Source organism: Ruegeria sp. H6 (assembly GCF_056532975.1).
The window spans coordinates 127,497-143,965 of the sequence record NZ_JBQFOA010000007.1; the positions used below are offsets into that span (position 1 = coordinate 127,497).

Annotated in this window: 17 protein-coding genes; 8 read left to right on the forward strand and 9 right to left on the reverse strand. The window is 57.7% G+C overall.

What is annotated here, in order from left to right; all coding sequences use genetic code 11:
* Positions 1 to 81 precede the first annotated feature (81 nt).
* Positions 82 to 936 carry an acyl-homoserine-lactone synthase gene (locus tag ACR0AG_RS13730; protein ID WP_480839766.1) on the forward strand — a complete coding sequence of 285 codons (855 nt, stop codon included), beginning with the start codon at positions 82 to 84 and terminating at the stop codon, positions 934 to 936.
* 98 nt (positions 937 to 1,034) lie between these two features.
* On the opposite strand, the gene tig is transcribed toward ACR0AG_RS13730, so the two are convergent.
* The 3 genes from tig to ACR0AG_RS13745 all read right to left on the reverse strand — a co-directional run bounded on the left by tig (position 1,035) and on the right by ACR0AG_RS13745 (position 5,734).
* Positions 1,035 to 2,366: a trigger factor gene (tig, locus tag ACR0AG_RS13735; RefSeq protein WP_480839867.1), complete on the reverse strand. Its 1,332-nt coding sequence runs from the start codon at positions 2,364 to 2,366 to the stop codon at positions 1,035 to 1,037.
* Between the two features lie 185 nt (positions 2,367 to 2,551).
* On the reverse strand, positions 2,552 to 3,673 hold the full coding sequence (locus tag ACR0AG_RS13740; protein ID WP_480839768.1) for a porin: 1,122 nt from the start codon (positions 3,671 to 3,673) through the stop codon (positions 2,552 to 2,554).
* 273 nt (positions 3,674 to 3,946) lie between these two features.
* Entirely contained in the window at positions 3,947 to 5,734 is a 1,788-nt protein-coding gene (locus tag ACR0AG_RS13745; RefSeq protein WP_480839770.1) for an NAD(P)H-hydrate dehydratase, read from the reverse strand.
* A gap of 168 nt (positions 5,735 to 5,902) precedes the next feature.
* Here ACR0AG_RS13745 and ACR0AG_RS13750 point away from each other — a divergent pair, with 168 nt between their 5' ends.
* From ACR0AG_RS13750 to ACR0AG_RS13770, 5 genes are all read left to right on the forward strand, one after another.
* Complete coding sequence (locus ACR0AG_RS13750) at positions 5,903 to 6,241, forward strand: P-II family nitrogen regulator (protein ID WP_480839772.1); 339 nt, start codon at positions 5,903 to 5,905, stop codon at positions 6,239 to 6,241.
* Positions 6,242 to 6,274: 33 nt separating this feature from the next.
* Positions 6,275 to 7,681 carry a type I glutamate--ammonia ligase gene (gene glnA, locus ACR0AG_RS13755; protein ID WP_480839774.1) on the forward strand — a complete coding sequence of 469 codons (1,407 nt, stop codon included), beginning with the start codon at positions 6,275 to 6,277 and terminating at the stop codon, positions 7,679 to 7,681.
* A gap of 101 nt (positions 7,682 to 7,782) precedes the next feature.
* A complete protein-coding gene (locus ACR0AG_RS13760) occupies positions 7,783 to 8,427 on the forward strand; it encodes an MSMEG_1061 family FMN-dependent PPOX-type flavoprotein (protein ID WP_480839776.1) in 645 nt (214 codons plus the stop codon).
* A 66-nt stretch (positions 8,428 to 8,493) separates the two neighbouring features.
* Entirely contained in the window at positions 8,494 to 9,282 is a 789-nt protein-coding gene (locus ACR0AG_RS13765; protein WP_480839778.1) for a lytic murein transglycosylase, read from the forward strand.
* Between the two features lie 196 nt (positions 9,283 to 9,478).
* Positions 9,479 to 10,378: a hypothetical protein gene (locus ACR0AG_RS13770; RefSeq protein WP_480839781.1), complete on the forward strand. Its 900-nt coding sequence runs from the start codon at positions 9,479 to 9,481 to the stop codon at positions 10,376 to 10,378.
* Between the two features lie 19 nt (positions 10,379 to 10,397).
* Here the strand turns inward: ACR0AG_RS13770 and ACR0AG_RS13775 are convergent, their stop codons facing one another.
* Positions 10,398 to 11,156 carry a heme-dependent oxidative N-demethylase family protein gene (locus ACR0AG_RS13775; protein WP_480839783.1) on the reverse strand — a complete coding sequence of 253 codons (759 nt, stop codon included), beginning with the start codon at positions 11,154 to 11,156 and terminating at the stop codon, positions 10,398 to 10,400.
* Positions 11,157 to 11,279: 123 nt separating this feature from the next.
* Between ACR0AG_RS13775 and dddP the strand changes: the two genes are divergently transcribed.
* Both dddP and ACR0AG_RS13785 read left to right on the forward strand, forming a co-directional pair.
* Positions 11,280 to 12,623 carry a dimethylsulfonioproprionate lyase DddP gene (gene dddP, locus ACR0AG_RS13780; protein ID WP_480839785.1) on the forward strand — a complete coding sequence of 448 codons (1,344 nt, stop codon included), beginning with the start codon at positions 11,280 to 11,282 and terminating at the stop codon, positions 12,621 to 12,623.
* A gap of 102 nt (positions 12,624 to 12,725) precedes the next feature.
* On the forward strand, positions 12,726 to 13,943 hold the full coding sequence (locus ACR0AG_RS13785) for a bifunctional alpha/beta hydrolase/OsmC family protein (RefSeq protein WP_480839787.1): 1,218 nt from the start codon (positions 12,726 to 12,728) through the stop codon (positions 13,941 to 13,943).
* 13 nt (positions 13,944 to 13,956) lie between these two features.
* Here the strand turns inward: ACR0AG_RS13785 and ACR0AG_RS13790 are convergent, their stop codons facing one another.
* The 5 genes from ACR0AG_RS13790 to ACR0AG_RS13810 form a co-directional block, all read right to left on the reverse strand.
* Positions 13,957 to 14,343 (reverse strand): hypothetical protein, encoded by a 387-nt coding sequence (locus tag ACR0AG_RS13790; RefSeq protein WP_480839789.1) that lies wholly within the window; start codon positions 14,341 to 14,343, stop codon positions 13,957 to 13,959.
* Positions 14,344 to 14,353: 10 nt separating this feature from the next.
* A complete protein-coding gene (locus tag ACR0AG_RS13795) occupies positions 14,354 to 14,905 on the reverse strand; it encodes a hypothetical protein (RefSeq protein ID WP_480839791.1) in 552 nt (183 codons plus the stop codon).
* 140 nt (positions 14,906 to 15,045) lie between these two features.
* Complete coding sequence (locus tag ACR0AG_RS13800; protein ID WP_480839793.1) at positions 15,046 to 15,633, reverse strand: biotin transporter BioY; 588 nt, start codon at positions 15,631 to 15,633, stop codon at positions 15,046 to 15,048.
* A 76-nt stretch (positions 15,634 to 15,709) separates the two neighbouring features.
* Positions 15,710 to 16,132, reverse strand: coding sequence for a DUF6314 family protein (locus tag ACR0AG_RS13805; protein WP_480839795.1), 423 nt, complete (start codon positions 16,130 to 16,132; stop codon positions 15,710 to 15,712).
* Entirely contained in the window at positions 16,129 to 16,461 is a 333-nt protein-coding gene (locus ACR0AG_RS13810) for a hypothetical protein (RefSeq protein WP_480839797.1), read from the reverse strand. Before ACR0AG_RS13810 ends, ACR0AG_RS13805 begins: the two co-directional genes overlap by 4 nt.
* Positions 16,462 to 16,469: the final 8 nt, after the last annotated feature.

The following is a 16,469-nucleotide window of genomic DNA, read 5'->3' on the forward strand; positions in this document are numbered from 1 at the left end:
TCTACGGGAAACCCCCAATAGATTTGGTGTGATTTAAGGGTAACGATTGGGTTACCGACACACCACTCGAAGGGGGATAACATGATCTTGGTAGTTGATGGGCTGAACAGACACCTGTTCAGCGAGGTACTTGACGAGATGTTCGAACTGAGGGCCCGGGTTTTTGGCGGGCGTCTTGGATGGGACGTTAACATCGAAGATGGCAAAGAAATCGACCATTTCGATCATCTGGATCCTGCATATGTAATCGGTCTCGACGACGGGGGAAATGTCGTAGCAGCCGTGCGTGCACTTCAGACCACTGGTCCGCACATGCTTTCGGACGTATTTTCAGCGATCCTGTGCGGTGAGGCGCCGATGCGCAGTGCCACGATGTGGGAATCGACCCGCTTCTGCGTCGATACGCAACGGCTGACGCGCGGCAAGGAAAAGAATTCCGTCTCCTACGCAACCTGCGAATTGATGATCGGATCGTTGGAATATGCACGCATGGCCGGTATTCAGGACATCATCACCGTGATCGATCCGGTTATGGACCGTGTTCTCAAACGGTCGAACTGCGCGCCTTATGATTACGTCGGACAGACAGTCCCGATGGGCAAGGTCCCCGCGCTGGCCGCTCTGCTGGATTGCACCGAAGAACGCATATCCGGAGTCCGCGACTTTGCAGGCATTCACCACGATGTCTTCATCGACGAGGATGCGGCCCTGGAAATGTTCGAAGAAAAGAAAGCCGCGCAGAAAAGCCCTGCGAATCGCGATCACAAACCGCTCACCGAGCTTGAGAAGTATTTTGTCGAACAGATGAGTGCGGCAAAGACCGAGAGCGAGCGGCAAGACGTTCTGAGATTGATCGAGACGTTGACCGACAAATTCACGCCAGAGCAAAAATCCGCTCTGCTAGGAACCCCCCGTGCTTTTGCTCATGAGGCTTGACCCCCTCTCCTCATAGTAGAAAGCCACCCACCGGAGCCGTCTGATCGCAGGCGGCTCCGCTTTTTTGTGCCCAATACCGAGGGATGGGCGGAAGAGGATTATTCCTCTTCCAGTGCCTCAACGGCTTTTTGCAGGTCGTCCTTGCTGACTTCCTTGTCGCTGACCTGAGCCAGTTCAAAGACATAGTCGACAACCTTGTCCTCAAAGATCGGCGCGCGCAGCTGCTGCTGCATTTGCGCGTTCTGCTGCACGAATTCAAAGAACTGACGTTCCTGCCCCGGGTACTGACGCGCCTGGTTCATGATCGCCTGAGTCATCTCGGCATCAGAAACTTCAACCTCGGCCTTCTGGCCCAGCTCGGCCAGCAGCAGGCCCAAACGGACACGGCGTTCAGCCAGTTTGTTGTGCTCATCCGTGGGCTCAACCTCACCGTGGTCGTGACCTTCGACATCAGGGTTTTCCTCGTGGAACAGCTGATGCGCGATCTGCTTGGCCTCGGCTTCTACCAGCGACGGTGGCAGGTCGAACGACACTTTGGTGTCCAGCGCATCCAACAGCCCACGTTTCATGACAGCGCGCGAGGCACCGGCATATTCGGCTTCCAGACGCTCGGAAATCTGACCTTTCAGGGCTTCCAGATCTTCGGCACCGAATTTCTTGGCCAGCTCATCATTGACCTCGGCCGCGACAGGTTCCTTTACCTCTTTGATGGTGCAGGTGAACACAGCGTCTTTGCCGGCCAGATGCTCGGCACCGTATTCGGCAGGGAAGGTCACATTGACGTCTTTCGCTTCTTCGGCTTTCACACCGACCAGCTGCTCTTCGAAGCCGGGGATGAAGCTGTTCGAGCCCAGAACCAGCGGATAGTCTTCTGCCGAGCCGCCTTCGAACTCTTCACCGTCAACCTTGCCGACAAAGTCGATGACAACCTGATCGCCATCCTTGGCTTTCGAACCTTTGCGACGCGCTTTGAAATCCTGCGCGGTTTCGGCCAGGTTGTTCAGCGCTTCTTCAACAGCCGCATCGTCTGCCTTGACGACCAGCTTTTCCAGTTCAACCGATTTCAGATCAACCTCGGGGATCGCGGGCAGCGCTTCATAAGACATCGAGACCTCGACATCGTCGCCCTCTTTCCAGTCCTCGTTGGTCATCTTGACTTCGGGCTGCAACGCGGGGCGGTCACCGCTGTCCTCGAAATGCTTGTTCATCGCACCGTCGATGGTTTCCTGCATCGCTTCGCCCAGCAGACGCTGGCCAAACTGCTTTTTCAGCAGCGCCATCGGCACCTTGCCTTTGCGGAAACCCTTCATCTCGACTTCGGGCTGCGCCTCGGTCAGCTTTTCGTTGACCTTTTCGTCCAGCTCGGCGGCGGTGACGGTAATATTGTAGCCGCGCTTCAGACCTTCGTTCAGCGTCTCTGTTACCTGCATTATGGTAGTCCCCATAGGATTCGGGGCGCGCAAAACGGCGCGCCGGGCAAATTTGACGCCTTCTATTTGCACAGCCGTCCGCGTGCAAGGGGCAATGGCCGGATCAGCCCGGTTTTGCCCCTGATTACATCAAAAAACGCCCCGGAAAATGCCCGAGGCGTTTCAGCTGTGACAACGAATGTCGTTCAGAACCGCCAGCGGGCGCCAAGGACCCAGGCTTCGTTCTTGTCGAAATCGGTCACATCGTCAAATTCATGGCTTCGGTATTTCAGATAGGCGTCCGTATTGATGCTATCGATGCGCTGAACCACAGCGACGCCCCACGCGCTGGTACTGGACCCTTCATTCTCAAAATCAGACCCGTCGAAATAGTCGATGCCGATACCGGTCTTGCCCCACGACACCCAATCTGCCTCATAGGCGATTTTTCCATACCAATAGTTCGGGTCGCTGGCCCCGTCGCTTGTGACGTCCCGCGTTCCGGCCGCAGCGGTAAAACTGAATCCGCTGGGCAACAGGACCGAGGCCGAACCGATCGTGTCCTTTTGCTCTCCTGGAACGCCATCAAAATCGCGTACCGCATAGGCGACACTTGCGGCGAACTCGACACCATTTGCAAACGTGTTGTTGTAGGACACCGCCAGATCGTAATAGTTGTCATCATCACTGCTGGACAGAATGTTCTGACCGTAGGCGATGCTGCCCGAGAATCCATTGAAATCCGGCGTGTCATAGCGCACGCGACCCCGGCGCGCGCCATCGAAGTTGCTGCTTGAATCGCCTACAGTCAGATCGCTCAGCATTCCGTCCGGGGCGCGATAAAAGAACGCTCCGTTTTCATCATTGGTGAAGGAATATAGCGCTGTGCCGACGTAAGACAGATCAACCTCTGCGGCGCCGTCTGACGCCATACTGCCCTGACCGGCAGAGAATTTGCCGTAACTGCCCTTTAGTGCGAAATCGACATGCCGAATGTCCGTGCGTTGCCACCCGTCCGAGTTCGTCCCATCCTGGCTCGCCGATCCCGTGCTGGGCAGCCCCAGTCCGGTTTCAAAGCGAAAGGTGAATTCGCTGCTGCCATAGGGCTGCAACAACCGCAATCCGACGCGACTGTTGGACAGGTCATTGTCCAGCAGGCGCGTTTCGGTTTCCTCGCCGTCATCCACCGAAACAATCGCCGGGTTGAACTGCCCGTAAAGTTCGACATATCCGCCAGAATTGTTTTCGTATTTCAGCTCCGCCGCTGCGGGCAGTGCGGTTACCACCGCCAAAGCTGACGTTGAAATGAGTTTCAAGTTCACTGTCATGTCTGTCACCAAAGTAGTTGATGTAATGATTTGCTCAGATCACCCCGAAAGGGCTACTTGACCTGCGTCACCTCGCGATCGGCACTTCTGGACTGGTAAAAAACGTTGTTTCTCAGAGGACTGAGTTGCTTTTGCGGCAAATACTCAGCCCCCGGGGGTTCAGTGTGACGCCGCATCCTGCTGCTTTCAATTTCTCGCAACACGCCAGCACACAAAACAGCGGCGGCAATGTGCCGATAGCCTCCGCTAACGGCCACTATCCGCCTGAAAAAGTCAAATATCAAGTTGTTTGAATACTGAAGGTAGCTGTTCCGGCAGGTCTTCGGCGATCAACCCTGGACCAAAGTGCCGCGCGCATTCAACGTGCAACCAAGCTCCGGTTTCCGCCGCCTGCATCGGGGCAAAGCCACGCGCCAGCAGGCCTGTAATGAACCCGGCCAGAACGTCACCTGACCCTGCCGTCGCCAACCACGGGGCAGCGCGCTCATACTGGGCCGAGTTTACAGCACACCGCCCATCTGGCGCCGCAATCACCGTGTCCGGCCCTTTGAACAAAACAACGCACCCTACCCGTTTCGCGGCCTCACGCGTCGCGTCAACTTTGGAGTAGGCTGGTCCAATGGTGGGCGCATCCGTCAATCTCTCGGCAATATCCGGAAACAACCGCGCAAATTCGCCCCCATGCGGGGTCAGAACACAATTCTCATGAAGCTGCTGGGACAGGTCCGGGAACTCTTCCGCAAGAGCGGTCAGCGCATCCGCATCCAGCACCGTTGCACGCCTGGCGTGCAACGCCACCGGCAGCAATTCCCGCGCCCGTTCCACCCCCAATCCGGGACCGAGACACAGGGCATTCAACCGCTCATCTTCCAATACGCCCGTAAGGCCCTCGCCCCCCTCAACCCGCCGCACCATGACGGCGGCCAACTGTGCCGCCACCTCCATCTGTGCTGCTGGAGGCACCCCGACCGTCACCAACCCAGCCCCAATCCGCAACGCCCCCCGCGCCGCCAACCGCGCTGCGCCGGTTTTGGCCGGGCCGCCGGACAGGACCAGTGCGTGACCGTGCGTGTATTTGTGGTGCTGCGTGTATTTGACCAAGCAATAAAGTGGCAAGCCACCCCATGATCGCTCGTCTTCCACACGGCCCCGAGGCTCGGCAAGGGTCAAAGACGCAGGACGGATCGCCCCGCGCGGTGATTTGGGGCCAGGTGTAAATTCAACATCATATGGTTCGCCGTTGTAGCGGCAACGCTCCTTGGAAAGACCGATGTCCTTAACGACAATCTTGCCGCACAAATCGGGCCCTTGGCTCAAGAAATGTCCAGGCTTTGGGCTGTCGAAACACACGGTCAAACGTGCAAATCGATCATGCAAAGCACGAGCGCCGCCTGCCGAGGCAACCTTGCCTCGCATCTCCGAAGGAAGATGTTCGAGAAACTCGCGAGGAAACAAATTCAGCGGTTCTTGCTGCAGCACCCGACCACTGTCCAAACACAAGCCCGATGGTGCGTCGATGCTGATCATGCGATCAGTGTAGTTGTCTCCATTTACCCCAGAAAGATGCCGAACAACGTTGAACAGTTCGCCATCCAATCCACGTTTCAGCCCTGTTCCAAACAAAGCGTCGACATAGATATCTGCAAAACCGCCTTTGCGTATTTCCCGCTCAGTCAGCGGTACAACCGTACCCAGCCCACACCACCGCTCATAATTCACCCGTGCGTCCGGTGGCAGTTTTTGAGCATCGCCATACAGGAAAACCTCAATTTCCCAACCTTGCGCGTGCAACAGTCGCGCCACGACAAACCCGTCGCCGCCGTTGTTTCCGGGTCCGCACAAAACGACAGCACGCGCAGCGCGAACTTCATCTTTTTGAAAATACTCCGGGGAGCGCGAGGGGCTGGCCCCTCGCCTGTCCAACTCTGGCCACTCCTCAAAAATTGCGTCGACGACGCCCTGCCCGGCCCGCTCCATCAACTCCAGCCCGGTCACCTCACCAGACTCGATTGCAGCCTGTTCGATGGTCCGCATCTGCGCCGCTGTCAGCAATTCTGTCATCGTAGGTCTCACCCGATTCAATTCTGATTACTTTTTGTGCAAATCGCCCAAAAATTAGCGCAACGATGATTTTCGAGGCATCGCGCACCCCCCGAAACCGCAATCACATTGCTGCTCGATCTTAGACGTGATCACTGCCCCTGAGACAACCATTCAAGGTGGGCCGAAATGAAAAAGATCGAAGCGATCATCAAGCCGTTCAAACTGGACGAGGTGAAAGAGGCGCTGCAAGACGTGGGCGTGCAAGGCCTCAGTGTGATCGAAGTCAAAGGTTTTGGCCGTCAGAAAGGCCACACCGAACTTTACCGTGGCGCAGAATACGTGGTCGACTTCCTGCCCAAAGTGAAGATCGAAGTGGTGCTGGACGACGATCAGGTTGATGCCGCCATCGAGGCCATCGTCGGTGCCGCAAAAACCGACAAGATCGGCGACGGCAAGATCTTTGTCTCGACCGTCGAACAAGCCATTCGCATCCGCACCGGCGAGACCGGCTCGGACGCATTGTAATAGAACGCACTCAAACCAGAGGAATACAGAGTTATGAGCAAGGACGCAGTTCTTCAGCTGATCAAGGACGAAGGCGCCGAATATGTCGACGTCCGTTTCACCGACCCGCGCGGCAAGTTGCAGCACGTCACGCTGATGGCCGATCAGGTTGACGAGGATTTCCTGGAAGAAGGCTTCATGTTTGATGGCTCGTCCATTGCGGGCTGGAAATCCATCGAAGCCTCGGACATGAAGCTGATGGTCGACACCGACAGCGCTTATGTCGATCCGTTCTACGCGGAAAAAACCATCTGCGTGCATTGCTCGGTGGTCGAACCCGACACCGGCGAAGCGTACGAGCGTGACCCGCGCGGCACCGCCCAAAAAGCCGAAGCTTACCTGAAATCCTCGGGAATCGGTGACGCAGCATTCTTCGGCCCCGAGGCCGAATTCTTCCTGTTTGACGACGTTCGTTTCTCGAACAGTATCAACAAGGTATCCTACGAAGTTGACGCAACCGACGCATCGTGGAACACCGACACCGAATACGAGATGGGCAACATGGGCCATCGTCCGGGCGTCAAGGGCGGTTACTTCCCGGTCAACCCGATCGACGAAGCACAGGATCTGCGCTCGGAAATGCTCAGCACCATGAAACGTCTGGGTATGAAGGTCGACAAGCACCACCACGAGGTTGCCTCGTGCCAGCACGAGCTGGGTCTGATTTTTGACAGCCTGACCAAACAGGCCGACGAGCTGCAGAAATACAAATACGTCATCCACAACGTGGCGCATGCCTATGGCAAGTCGGCCACCTTCATGCCGAAGCCGATTGCAGGCGACAACGGCACTGGCATGCACGTGAACATGTCGATCTGGAAAGACGGCAAGCCTTTGTTCGCCGGCGACAAATACGCTGACCTGTCAGATGAGGCACTGTACTTCATCGGTGGCGTTCTGAAGCACGCCAAAACGCTGAACGCCTTCACCAACCCGTCGACCAACAGCTACAAGCGTCTGATCCCCGGTTTCGAAGCCCCCGTTCTGCGCGCCTACTCGGCCCGTAACCGCTCGGGCTGTGTCCGTATCCCATGGACCGAAAGCCCGAAAGCCAAGCGCGTCGAGGCCCGCTTCCCAGATCCAGCCGCAAACCCCTATCTGGCGTTTGCCGCGCTGCTGATGGCCGGTCTGGACGGCATCAAGAACAAGATCGATCCGGGCGAAGCCATGGACAAGAACCTCTACGATCTGCCCGCCGAAGAACTGGCCGACATCCCGACCGTCTGTGGCTCGCTGCGCGAGGCGCTGGAGTCTCTGGCGGCCGATCACGACTTCCTGCTGCAGGGCGACGTGTTCACCAAAGACCAGATCGACGGCTACATCGCGCTGAAGATGGAAGAGGTCGAAACCTACGAGCACACACCCCACCCGGTTGAATACGGCATGTATTACAGCTGCTGATCCGGTTTTAGGGTTTACCAAGACAAGGGCGCTCCCTCGGGCGCCCTTGTTTCGTTTGGCAACCTCTTCCAAAATGGGCGCACCGGATCAGGAGAGTTCGCATGTCACCAGACGACCCCTTCGCGCAGTTTTCAGATTTCGTCGCCTCGACCGAAGACCTGGAAGCCGTAACAGGCGCCCCTCTGCCTCAGATCATCGGCAAAGAGATCCCCGCATTGGACCAGATGTGCCGCGATTTTATTGCGGCCTCTCCCTTTTGCCTGATTGCGTCGGCCAATCCCGACGGACATCTGGACATTTCACCCCGGGGCGATCCGGCGGGCTTTGTAAGCGTGATCTCGGACACCCTGATCGCCATCCCCGACAGGCCGGGAAACAAACGCGTCGACACGTTCCACAACGTTCTCAAGGACCCGCGCGTCAGCGTCATTTTCTTTGTACCCGGAAAAATGGAGACCCTGCGGATGCGCGGCACGGCCCGCATCTGCGCCGATCCGCGATTGCTAGAGACCATGTCGGTCAACGCGCATGCGCCAAAACTGGCACTTTTGATCCATGTTGATACGGTCTTTGCACATTGTCCAAAATGTGTGATCCGGGCGAACCTCTGGCAGCCCGAGCAATGGCCGGACTCGTCGGGTTTGCCAAACATGAACGCGATGATGGTCAAACACGCTAAAATCGACAAAACACCGGACGAATGGTTCGAAAGCCTCAAATCCAGTGGCGAGTTGGACCTCTACTAACCTCTTTGCGGATGCTTAAAGGGCGCGTAGTGTCGGATCAGTCATTCATTCCTCTGGATTTCTCTGATGTTTCGATTTGCCCTGATATTTGCACTCACCTTCCCGGCGCTGGCCGCAGCAGCCCCTTGCGGCAACACAAGCGCTGGTTTTGAAGCGTGGAAGGCGGATTTCGCCAAGACCGCCAAACGTGCCGGTGTAAAAAAGAAAGGTCTGCAGGCATTGGCCCAGACGCAATATGCAACGGGCACCATCGCGGCGGACCGCAATCAGAAAAGCTTCAAATACTCACTGGACAAATTCATGCAGGTCCGTGGCGCGAACACGATCGTGGCGCAGGGCCGCAAGCGCAAAGCAAGAAACCCGCAATTCTATGCCGCTTTGGAAAAGCAATACGGTGTCCCGGCCGGGGTGCTGATCGCCATTCACGGAATGGAAACGGGCTTTGGCAATTTCATGGGCGACAGTCAGGTTGTTTCCGCAATCACAACATTGGCCTATGATTGTCGCCGGTCCGAGTTCTTCATTCCCCACGCCATCGGCGCGTTGAAGCTGGTGGACAAAGGCAGCATCACGATGGCGACAAAAGGGGCGAAACATGGCGAGTTGGGGCACACTCAGTTCCTGCCGGGCAATGCGCTGGAATACGGTGTTGATGCCACCGGTGACCGCCGCGTGGACTTTTACAACATGACAGATGCCATGGCCTCGACCGCAAATTTCCTTCGGAAGAAAGGGTGGAAGCCCGGAAAGGGCTATCAGCCCGGTCAGCCTAATTTTGCGGTTATCCAGCAATGGAACGCGGCGACGGTCTATCAGCAATCCATCGCCATAATGGCGTCACGAATCGATAACTGAGGGTTTTCGGGGATTAGCTCAGTTCCCCCCAATTCCGCCACATTGTCGCCACAGAATATAAAGAAAACGCCAAGAACCTAAGTTTCCAAAGCGTAATCAATAGCCGATTTTTTCGACTTTTTTGTAAATTCGCCAAATTTCGTACCAGTTTTCCACATAGAATGACCCATAAGGTTAACGCGAAAAGGAATGCGCTGTGACTGCGAAGCAGAAGTACCACGGTGGTCTTCAATTCAATGGCGATGCTGATGGCGCGCTGGAACGGTCGTGCAATGTCGTGGCCGCGACGCTTGAAGATTACGGGCATCTGGTCGAACGCAAGACGCTGCTGAGCCAACGCGAGGCCAGCGTTGTGACCAGCCAGTATCTGGTGCGCATTTCCCTTGAGGTTTCACAGAACGATCAGGCCGATCGATATGACCGCATGGACCGGGCTGCCGGGCTTAACACTTTGGTACGCCCCTCGGTCACGTTGCCCGACAATCGCCTTGTCATTACCGTCTGCCCTGTTTCGGACCTTTTGGACGACAGCGAAATTTCCGAATTGATGCTGGTCGTTATCCTGTATCGGATGGTGGACATTTGCTCGACACAACGCGTGGAATGGCTGGCGCCAAACACCGTACTGACCGTTGAGCAATTCATGGGCGCATTCGACTCGATTGCGCCCCGCAGACAGCGAAACCACAAAGAGATCTTTCAGGCTGTGAGCGGCCGGTTTGCCGGCCTTGACCTGGCAGATCCGGATTTGCCCGAGTTCGACAAACCCGGTGCCCGCCCGATCAAGTTGAGCGATGATCAACTGCTGAGCATCGCGTTCAGGGCAGACCCGGAGCCGAACCTGCTGGCTGACGCGCCCGATGCCGAGATCGAGGATGACGACCGGCCCAGCGACATTCTGCGGCTGACCAGTTGGGGCATGACCGGCGCGCTTGCCAGCGTCTCGATGCCGGTTGCAGTGTCGATGGCTGCGGTCAACTTGATCCGTGGTGAAGATTTTCGGCTGAACACGCAGGTGCTGGCCTTTTCGACCGCCCTATTCGGGCTGAACACAACGAATGCCTTTGCCGAGGTCGCCAGCGCCATCGGCTTGTAAGAAATTACCAAAGACCCTCCTAGGAGGCCCCGCCAACCGGCGGGGTTTTCCATTTTTGGACCACATGTGCGGGCAATACATAAGTGTGAATCGCAAACACCACCGCACGCGTTTCAGGAAGACGCACAAGGGTCTGGCGTTCACTGCGCAGAAAAGCAGCCGCATTTGCATCCGTAGGCTCGCGGCGGTCGTTGGTGGCGCGTGGCTGGAACAGCTCGGCATCGCGGTACCACAACGCATTGAACCGCCACAACGGACGGCCGGGTTGGATCCCATCAAACAGCCGCTGCACACGCCGTGCGACATTGTCGTCGTAAGGCGCAACCGTTTCATGGATCCCGACCAGCGGGCGCATGAATTTTTCAGACAGTTTCCAACTGGCAGGAAAGCACAGAACCGCACCGGTAAGGATGTGCTCGTTCCCCTGTTTCTGCAGGATGCAAAAATCTTCCTGAACCAGGTGCCCTAGCGTTTCCAACGGCTTGTCGGCATCAATAGCAACTTCAACCCCATCGGGCCGAACCACCCGATCGGATGCGCCAGCATATATCTGGTCTAAGATAAGCTTCAGCAATTCCTGCGCGGGCTCCAGTGCGGATGGGGCCATGGCCAGGACCTCGGCACGGTGATGAGCCAACAAATCGGCCCGCCGTTGCATTTGCTGTGCAAACGCGTCGTCAGCGTGCAGCCAAACCTTGGGATCAGCAGGGCGAATGCCAGGAAGCGGGTTTTCCACCGTCGGGTCGTAGGGGATATCGTGCTGCACAATTTCAGTCATGGCTTTGCTCTATCACCTGAAACACAACAAATCCGCCACAAAGCGACACAACACGGGTCGCATTTCAGTTCGACGGGCGTCTCAGATTGCCGCAGGCTGACAATGCTAGCACGGAGGTCAGCCATGAACATTTCCTATCGCGACACGCGCAAGATTGACCCGACCAAAGGCCCCAAACTGGGCGACGGCACGCCAAACGACAATGACCGGATTGAGATCGGACCGACACAACTGGCGTTCGAGGAATGGGCCGCCGCTGGCCTGACTTTGCCAAATCTCGAAAAGATGCGCGAACACCGTTGGAAGCGCCTGACCAAGGCCATCAACGATCGCGGCTATGGCGGCCTGTTGGTGTTTGACCCTCTCAACATCCGCTATGCCACTGACAGCACCAATATGCAGCTGTGGAACACGCATAACCCGTTTCGCGCGGTGCTGATCTGCGCCGATGGCTATATGGTGATCTGGGACTACAAGAATTCTCCGTTCCTTTCCACGTTCAACCCGCTGGTGCGCGAGCAACGCTCGGGCGCGGATTTGTTCTATTTCGACCGTGGCGACAAAGTGGATGTGGCGGCGGACGTCTTCTCGAACGAGGTGCGGGTCCTGATCGAAGAACACAGCGGCGGCAACCGGCGGCTGGCCGTGGACAAGATCATGCTACACGGCCTGCGTGCGCTTGAGGCGCAGGGCTTCGATGTCAAAGACGGCGAGGAGCTGACCGAAAAGACCCGCGCCATCAAGGGCCCGGACGAAATCCTTGCCATGCGCTGCGCCAGCCATGCCTGCGAAACCGCTGTGGCCGAAATGGAGGCATTCGCGCGTGCAAATGTCGGCAATGGCAAGACCTCAGAGGATGATATCTGGGCCGTCCTGCACGCCGAAAACATCCGCCGTGGCGGTGAATGGATCGAAACCCGTCTGCTTGCCTCGGGCCAGCGCACCAACCCCTGGTTTCAGGAATGCGGCCCGCGCATCACGCAGCAAAACGAGATCATTGCCTTCGACACCGATCTGATCGGATCCTATGGCATCTGCATCGATATCTCGCGCACATGGTGGATCGGTGATCAGAAGCCGCGCGAAGACATGATCTATGCCATGCGTCACGCCCATGAGCACATCATGACGAATATGGAGATGCTGAAACCCGGTGTCATGATCCCGGAACTGACGGCCAACACCCATGTGCTGGATGACAAGTTTCAGGCTCAGAAATACGGATGCCTGATGCATGGTGTGGGCCTTTGCGATGAATGGCCGTTGGTCGCTTATCCCGATAAGGCGGTCGAAGGCGCCTATGACTATCCGCTGGAACCCGGGATGGTCTTGTGCGTCGAGGCGGCTGTGGGCGAAGTCGGTGGTGATTTCTCGATCAAACTGGAGGATCAGGTGCTGATCACCGAGGATGGCTATGAGAACCTGACCACATACCCGTTTGATGCCGCTCTGATGGGCGAGGCGTAACAACTTGCCTCATTCTGTCACCTCCGCGTGAGGCACCCGTCATTCGGGTTGTGGCCCGGCGCTGTCGTGCCCAATCTGGAGTGGACGATTCAGGAGTGATCTATGCCCACCGAACGTATTACATTTGCCGGCCATGACGGAAGTCGGCTGGCCGCGCGGCTTGACCTGCCGGACGGGCCGGTCCTGGCGACGGCATTGTTTGCCCATTGCTTCACCTGTTCCAAGGATATTCCCGCCGCACGGCGCATCTCGGCGCGGTTGGCGGCGATGGGTATTGCCGTTCTGCGCTTTGATTTCACTGGCCTGGGCCATTCCGAGGGTGAGTTTGCGAACACGACCTTTACCTCGAATGTCGAAGACCTGATCGCAGCCGCGCAATACCTGGCGGGGCGCGATATGGCACCTGCCCTGTTGATCGGGCATTCGCTGGGCGGTGCTGCGGTCCTGCGTGCGCGGGTCGGAATCCCGTCGGTCAAAGCCGTCGTCACCCTGGGTGCGCCCGCAGATCCGGGTCATGTTTCGCATCATTTCGAGGCCGCGTTACCCGAAATCCAGACAGAGGGCAGCGCAGAGGTATCGCTGGGTGGCCGCCCCTTCCGCATTGGCAAGGCATTTGTCGATGACATCTCGGAAACCGCGCTTGCCCCTGCAATAAAAGAGCTCAACGCAGCGCTTTTGATCCTGCACGCCCCGCGCGATGAAACGGTGGGCATCGACAATGCCAGCACGATTTTCATGGCTGCCAAACACCCCAAAAGCTTTGTGACTCTGGACGGTGCAGATCACCTGATTACGCGCGCCTCGGATGCCAACTACGCTGCAGACGTGATCTCGGCCTGGGTGTCGCGCTATGTGAAACTGTGCCCGCCTGCCCCGCCGATCGGAGCGCCCGAAGGGGTCGTGCGCGTGACCGAGGCCGACCCCTCGGGCTTCTTGCAAGATATACAGTCAGGCCCGCGCCATCATGTTGTGGCGGATGAGCCGGCCTCATACGGCGGGACGGACAAAGGCATGTCGCCTTATGGTTTCGTGTCCGCTGGTCTTGGCGCCTGTACGTCGATGACCATCCGAATGTATGCGCGCAGAAAGCAATGGCCCCTGACAAGCGTTTCCGTTGATGTGTGCCACGACAAGGTTCACGCGCAGGATGCTGGCCTCGCCAGCGAGGGAAAAGTTGACCAATTTCGGCGAAAAATCCGCCTGAACGGGCCACTTTCTCAGGAACAGAAGACAAAACTGCTGGAAATTGCCGACAAATGTCCCGTGCACCGCACGCTTGAAGGCTCGGCCCACATCACGACCGAGCTGCTTCCCTCGTAATAGTCCTGTTAGCTCAGCGCCTGCGTCCTCCGCCCGACGGACGATGTATCGGCGGGCGTGCTGATGGTGGGCGCGCCACCGGTGGCCGTGGCCGCGACGGCGGTTTGGACACCGGCGGTTTCGGGCGCGAAGGCGGCTTGCCTGCGGGCGGCTTCGGGCGATCCGGTTTTGCCGGGCGGTCCGGTTTGTTGGGGCGATCCGGACGGTTCGGTCTGTTGACATCGACATCCACATTCACGTCGCGCCGGTAATAGTCGTTCCACAGCATCGAGTCGTAAAACGGATCATATCCGTAACCATACCCGACACCGACCGAGACGCCTTCGCACCCAGACAGCGCAAAGGCCGACCCTCCAAGGCCGAACACCAGAACCGAGCGTTTCAAAAGCTTGAACTTCATCCCTGCGCCCTCACTGCAATGCCCGGAAAGAGTCGAACACCGCATTCAGGTCATCGACATATGACGGATCCGCGCCATCCCTCAGGATCGCCACGGCAACAGCCACGCGGCCTTTCGGCAAATCAATAACTGTCGCGGTAAAGTTCACCCCGCGGCCATCTCGGCGACCCGTGCCGCGAAAGACTTGTGCGGGCAACCCGGCGACAGAGCGGCGACTGGACCCTGTGATCTGGGGTTCCTTGACAAGAAACTTGTCAATGTCGCTCAGGTATTCGACACCGTCCTCAATCGACGTCACGCCTTGGGGGGAAACAAATCCCATCCAGACAGTATCGTCAGTCACGGGCCGCATGCCCATCACACGCGCAACCGCACGGGCGTCGCCAAGGCTTGTGTCCTCAATCTCGCGCGGGCCGCCAACACGCAGGGCCCAATAGTCAGGGACAATGAATCGAAACAGCGGTTGGCCTGCATCGGTATAGGTCACCGGCGTATCCGCCAGTGCAGGCACGACCCCCAGGGACATCACCGCCGACACCGCAGCTGAAAGAAGAAATCGCATATCACATTAACCTGATGCCAATACTTTAATCAGCTTGGCCTGCGACTTGGGGTCTTGTCCAGCACCTCTTTGGTTTGACACAAAAAAACCCGCGACCGGATCACTCGGGTCGCGGGTTGGATTTGGGTGTGATCAGTTGATCAGCTGCGGGCGTTGCCCACCAGTTTCCAGACAGCCGGGATCAGCAGCGCAGCTAGCGCCAGCTTGATCGCATCGCCCAGCAGGAACGGCGTCAGGCCCCACTCCAGGATCGGCTTGTCCCAGCCATAAAGCTGACCCAGCCACAGCAGGCCGGGCACATAGATCAGTACGTTGGCCAGAACCAGCGCCAGTGCCAGCTTGCCGACCGAACGGTCCCAACCGCGCGCCGCCAGGGCACCCAGCAAAACCGTGGCCAGCAAGTAGCCAACCAGATAGCCGCCTGTGCCACCCATCATGTAGGTCAGGCCGAATTTCTCAGCCGACGAGCCGGCAAACACGTCAAAGCCCAACGCGCCAACCAGCATGTAACCCAGCATCGTGACCAGCCCCAGACGCGCGCCGTAGGCGGTGCCAATGGTCAACACTGCGAACGTGCCCATGGTGATCGGAACCGGCCACATCGGCACCTTGATTTTGGCTGCAACTGCCAGGGCTACGATGCCCAGAACAACCAGAACGGCCTGCTTGACCAGCAGCGCAGTCCCCTCGCGCGGGCCAAAGGCGTTGGCCAGTACGTTAGCATTCATCTCTTATTCTCCACATTCGGACCTGTTTGCTGATGCAGCAATGCCCGTTCCCACCCCATGCTGCAAGGTTTTTACGCTAACAGCGGGTATATTTGGTCTCCATTTCATAGGATTTTCGCGGCCCAGACACTGTCCAACGCACGGACCAAGCAGGCCATCCCAGGAAATCATATTCTGCATCATAGCTGTCGGGCGCGCAATCGTGATGATCCTTTGGCCCCGATTGCCCCAGGCAGAGCGCGTGAAAATAGCGGTCGTCGTCAAAATGAATGGCGATCCGATCCCCTGCATCGCGCCACAAATAGCGGCGCGTGCCGGTCATGTCCGGTTGACCAGGGATGCGCATGGTAACCGTTTCGTCATAGACCAGCACGTCCCCGTCCCAATCCAGTACCACATGCCCATCCGCATGGATCACCTGCCCTGCCCGCGCGTCGCGGATCACCCGCGTCAACGCCCAGCGTCCGGCAAAATCGGCAAGACGCGTCGGCAGAGTCACTTGGCAAAGACCCCATCCGTGATGCCGCCTCGGTCATCCACAAAACGGATCGTGTCGTCCTTTTGCAGCACGTCGTAACAGGCCCACAGGTCAGAGGGCGGCCAGATCGAGCAATAGCGCCCGTCACGCACTGCCCATGTCCCCGTGCTGGGACCGCCCGAGAAATAGTGGGTCTGCATATTCTCTTCGAACGTCTGCCAGACACCCTGCCCATACCCCAGCTTCTGCCCCGTCAATGCCGCCAGAATTTCAGCGCCGGACAGGGCTCGGAACTCCTCTGCCGCAGCAAAGCCCGGCAGGAACGCTAAAATCAGGGCAAACCGTCTCATCCCGGCAC

Bases quoted from the DNA above. Each gene is read 5' to 3' on its own strand.
- ACR0AG_RS13730 (WP_480839766.1), top strand. From the start codon at position 82: ATGATCTTGGTAGTTGATGGGCTGAACAGACACCTGTTCAGCGAGGTA.
- tig (WP_480839867.1), bottom strand. From the start codon at position 2,366: ATGCAGGTAACAGAGACGCTGAACGAAGGTCTGAAGCGCGGCTACAAT.
- ACR0AG_RS13740 (WP_480839768.1), bottom strand. From the start codon at position 3,673: ATGACAGTGAACTTGAAACTCATTTCAACGTCAGCTTTGGCGGTGGTA.
- ACR0AG_RS13745 (WP_480839770.1), bottom strand. From the start codon at position 5,734: ATGACAGAATTGCTGACAGCGGCGCAGATGCGGACCATCGAACAGGCT.
- ACR0AG_RS13750 (WP_480839772.1), top strand. From the start codon at position 5,903: ATGAAAAAGATCGAAGCGATCATCAAGCCGTTCAAACTGGACGAGGTG.
- glnA (WP_480839774.1), top strand. From the start codon at position 6,275: ATGAGCAAGGACGCAGTTCTTCAGCTGATCAAGGACGAAGGCGCCGAA.
- ACR0AG_RS13760 (WP_480839776.1), top strand. From the start codon at position 7,783: ATGTCACCAGACGACCCCTTCGCGCAGTTTTCAGATTTCGTCGCCTCG.
- ACR0AG_RS13765 (WP_480839778.1), top strand. From the start codon at position 8,494: ATGTTTCGATTTGCCCTGATATTTGCACTCACCTTCCCGGCGCTGGCC.
- ACR0AG_RS13775 (WP_480839783.1), bottom strand. From the start codon at position 11,156: ATGACTGAAATTGTGCAGCACGATATCCCCTACGACCCGACGGTGGAA.
- dddP (WP_480839785.1), top strand. From the start codon at position 11,280: ATGAACATTTCCTATCGCGACACGCGCAAGATTGACCCGACCAAAGGC.
- ACR0AG_RS13785 (WP_480839787.1), top strand. From the start codon at position 12,726: ATGCCCACCGAACGTATTACATTTGCCGGCCATGACGGAAGTCGGCTG.
- ACR0AG_RS13790 (WP_480839789.1), bottom strand. From the start codon at position 14,343: ATGAAGTTCAAGCTTTTGAAACGCTCGGTTCTGGTGTTCGGCCTTGGA.
- ACR0AG_RS13795 (WP_480839791.1), bottom strand. From the start codon at position 14,905: ATGCGATTTCTTCTTTCAGCTGCGGTGTCGGCGGTGATGTCCCTGGGG.
- ACR0AG_RS13800 (WP_480839793.1), bottom strand. From the start codon at position 15,633: ATGAATGCTAACGTACTGGCCAACGCCTTTGGCCCGCGCGAGGGGACT.
- ACR0AG_RS13810 (WP_480839797.1), bottom strand. From the start codon at position 16,461: ATGAGACGGTTTGCCCTGATTTTAGCGTTCCTGCCGGGCTTTGCTGCG.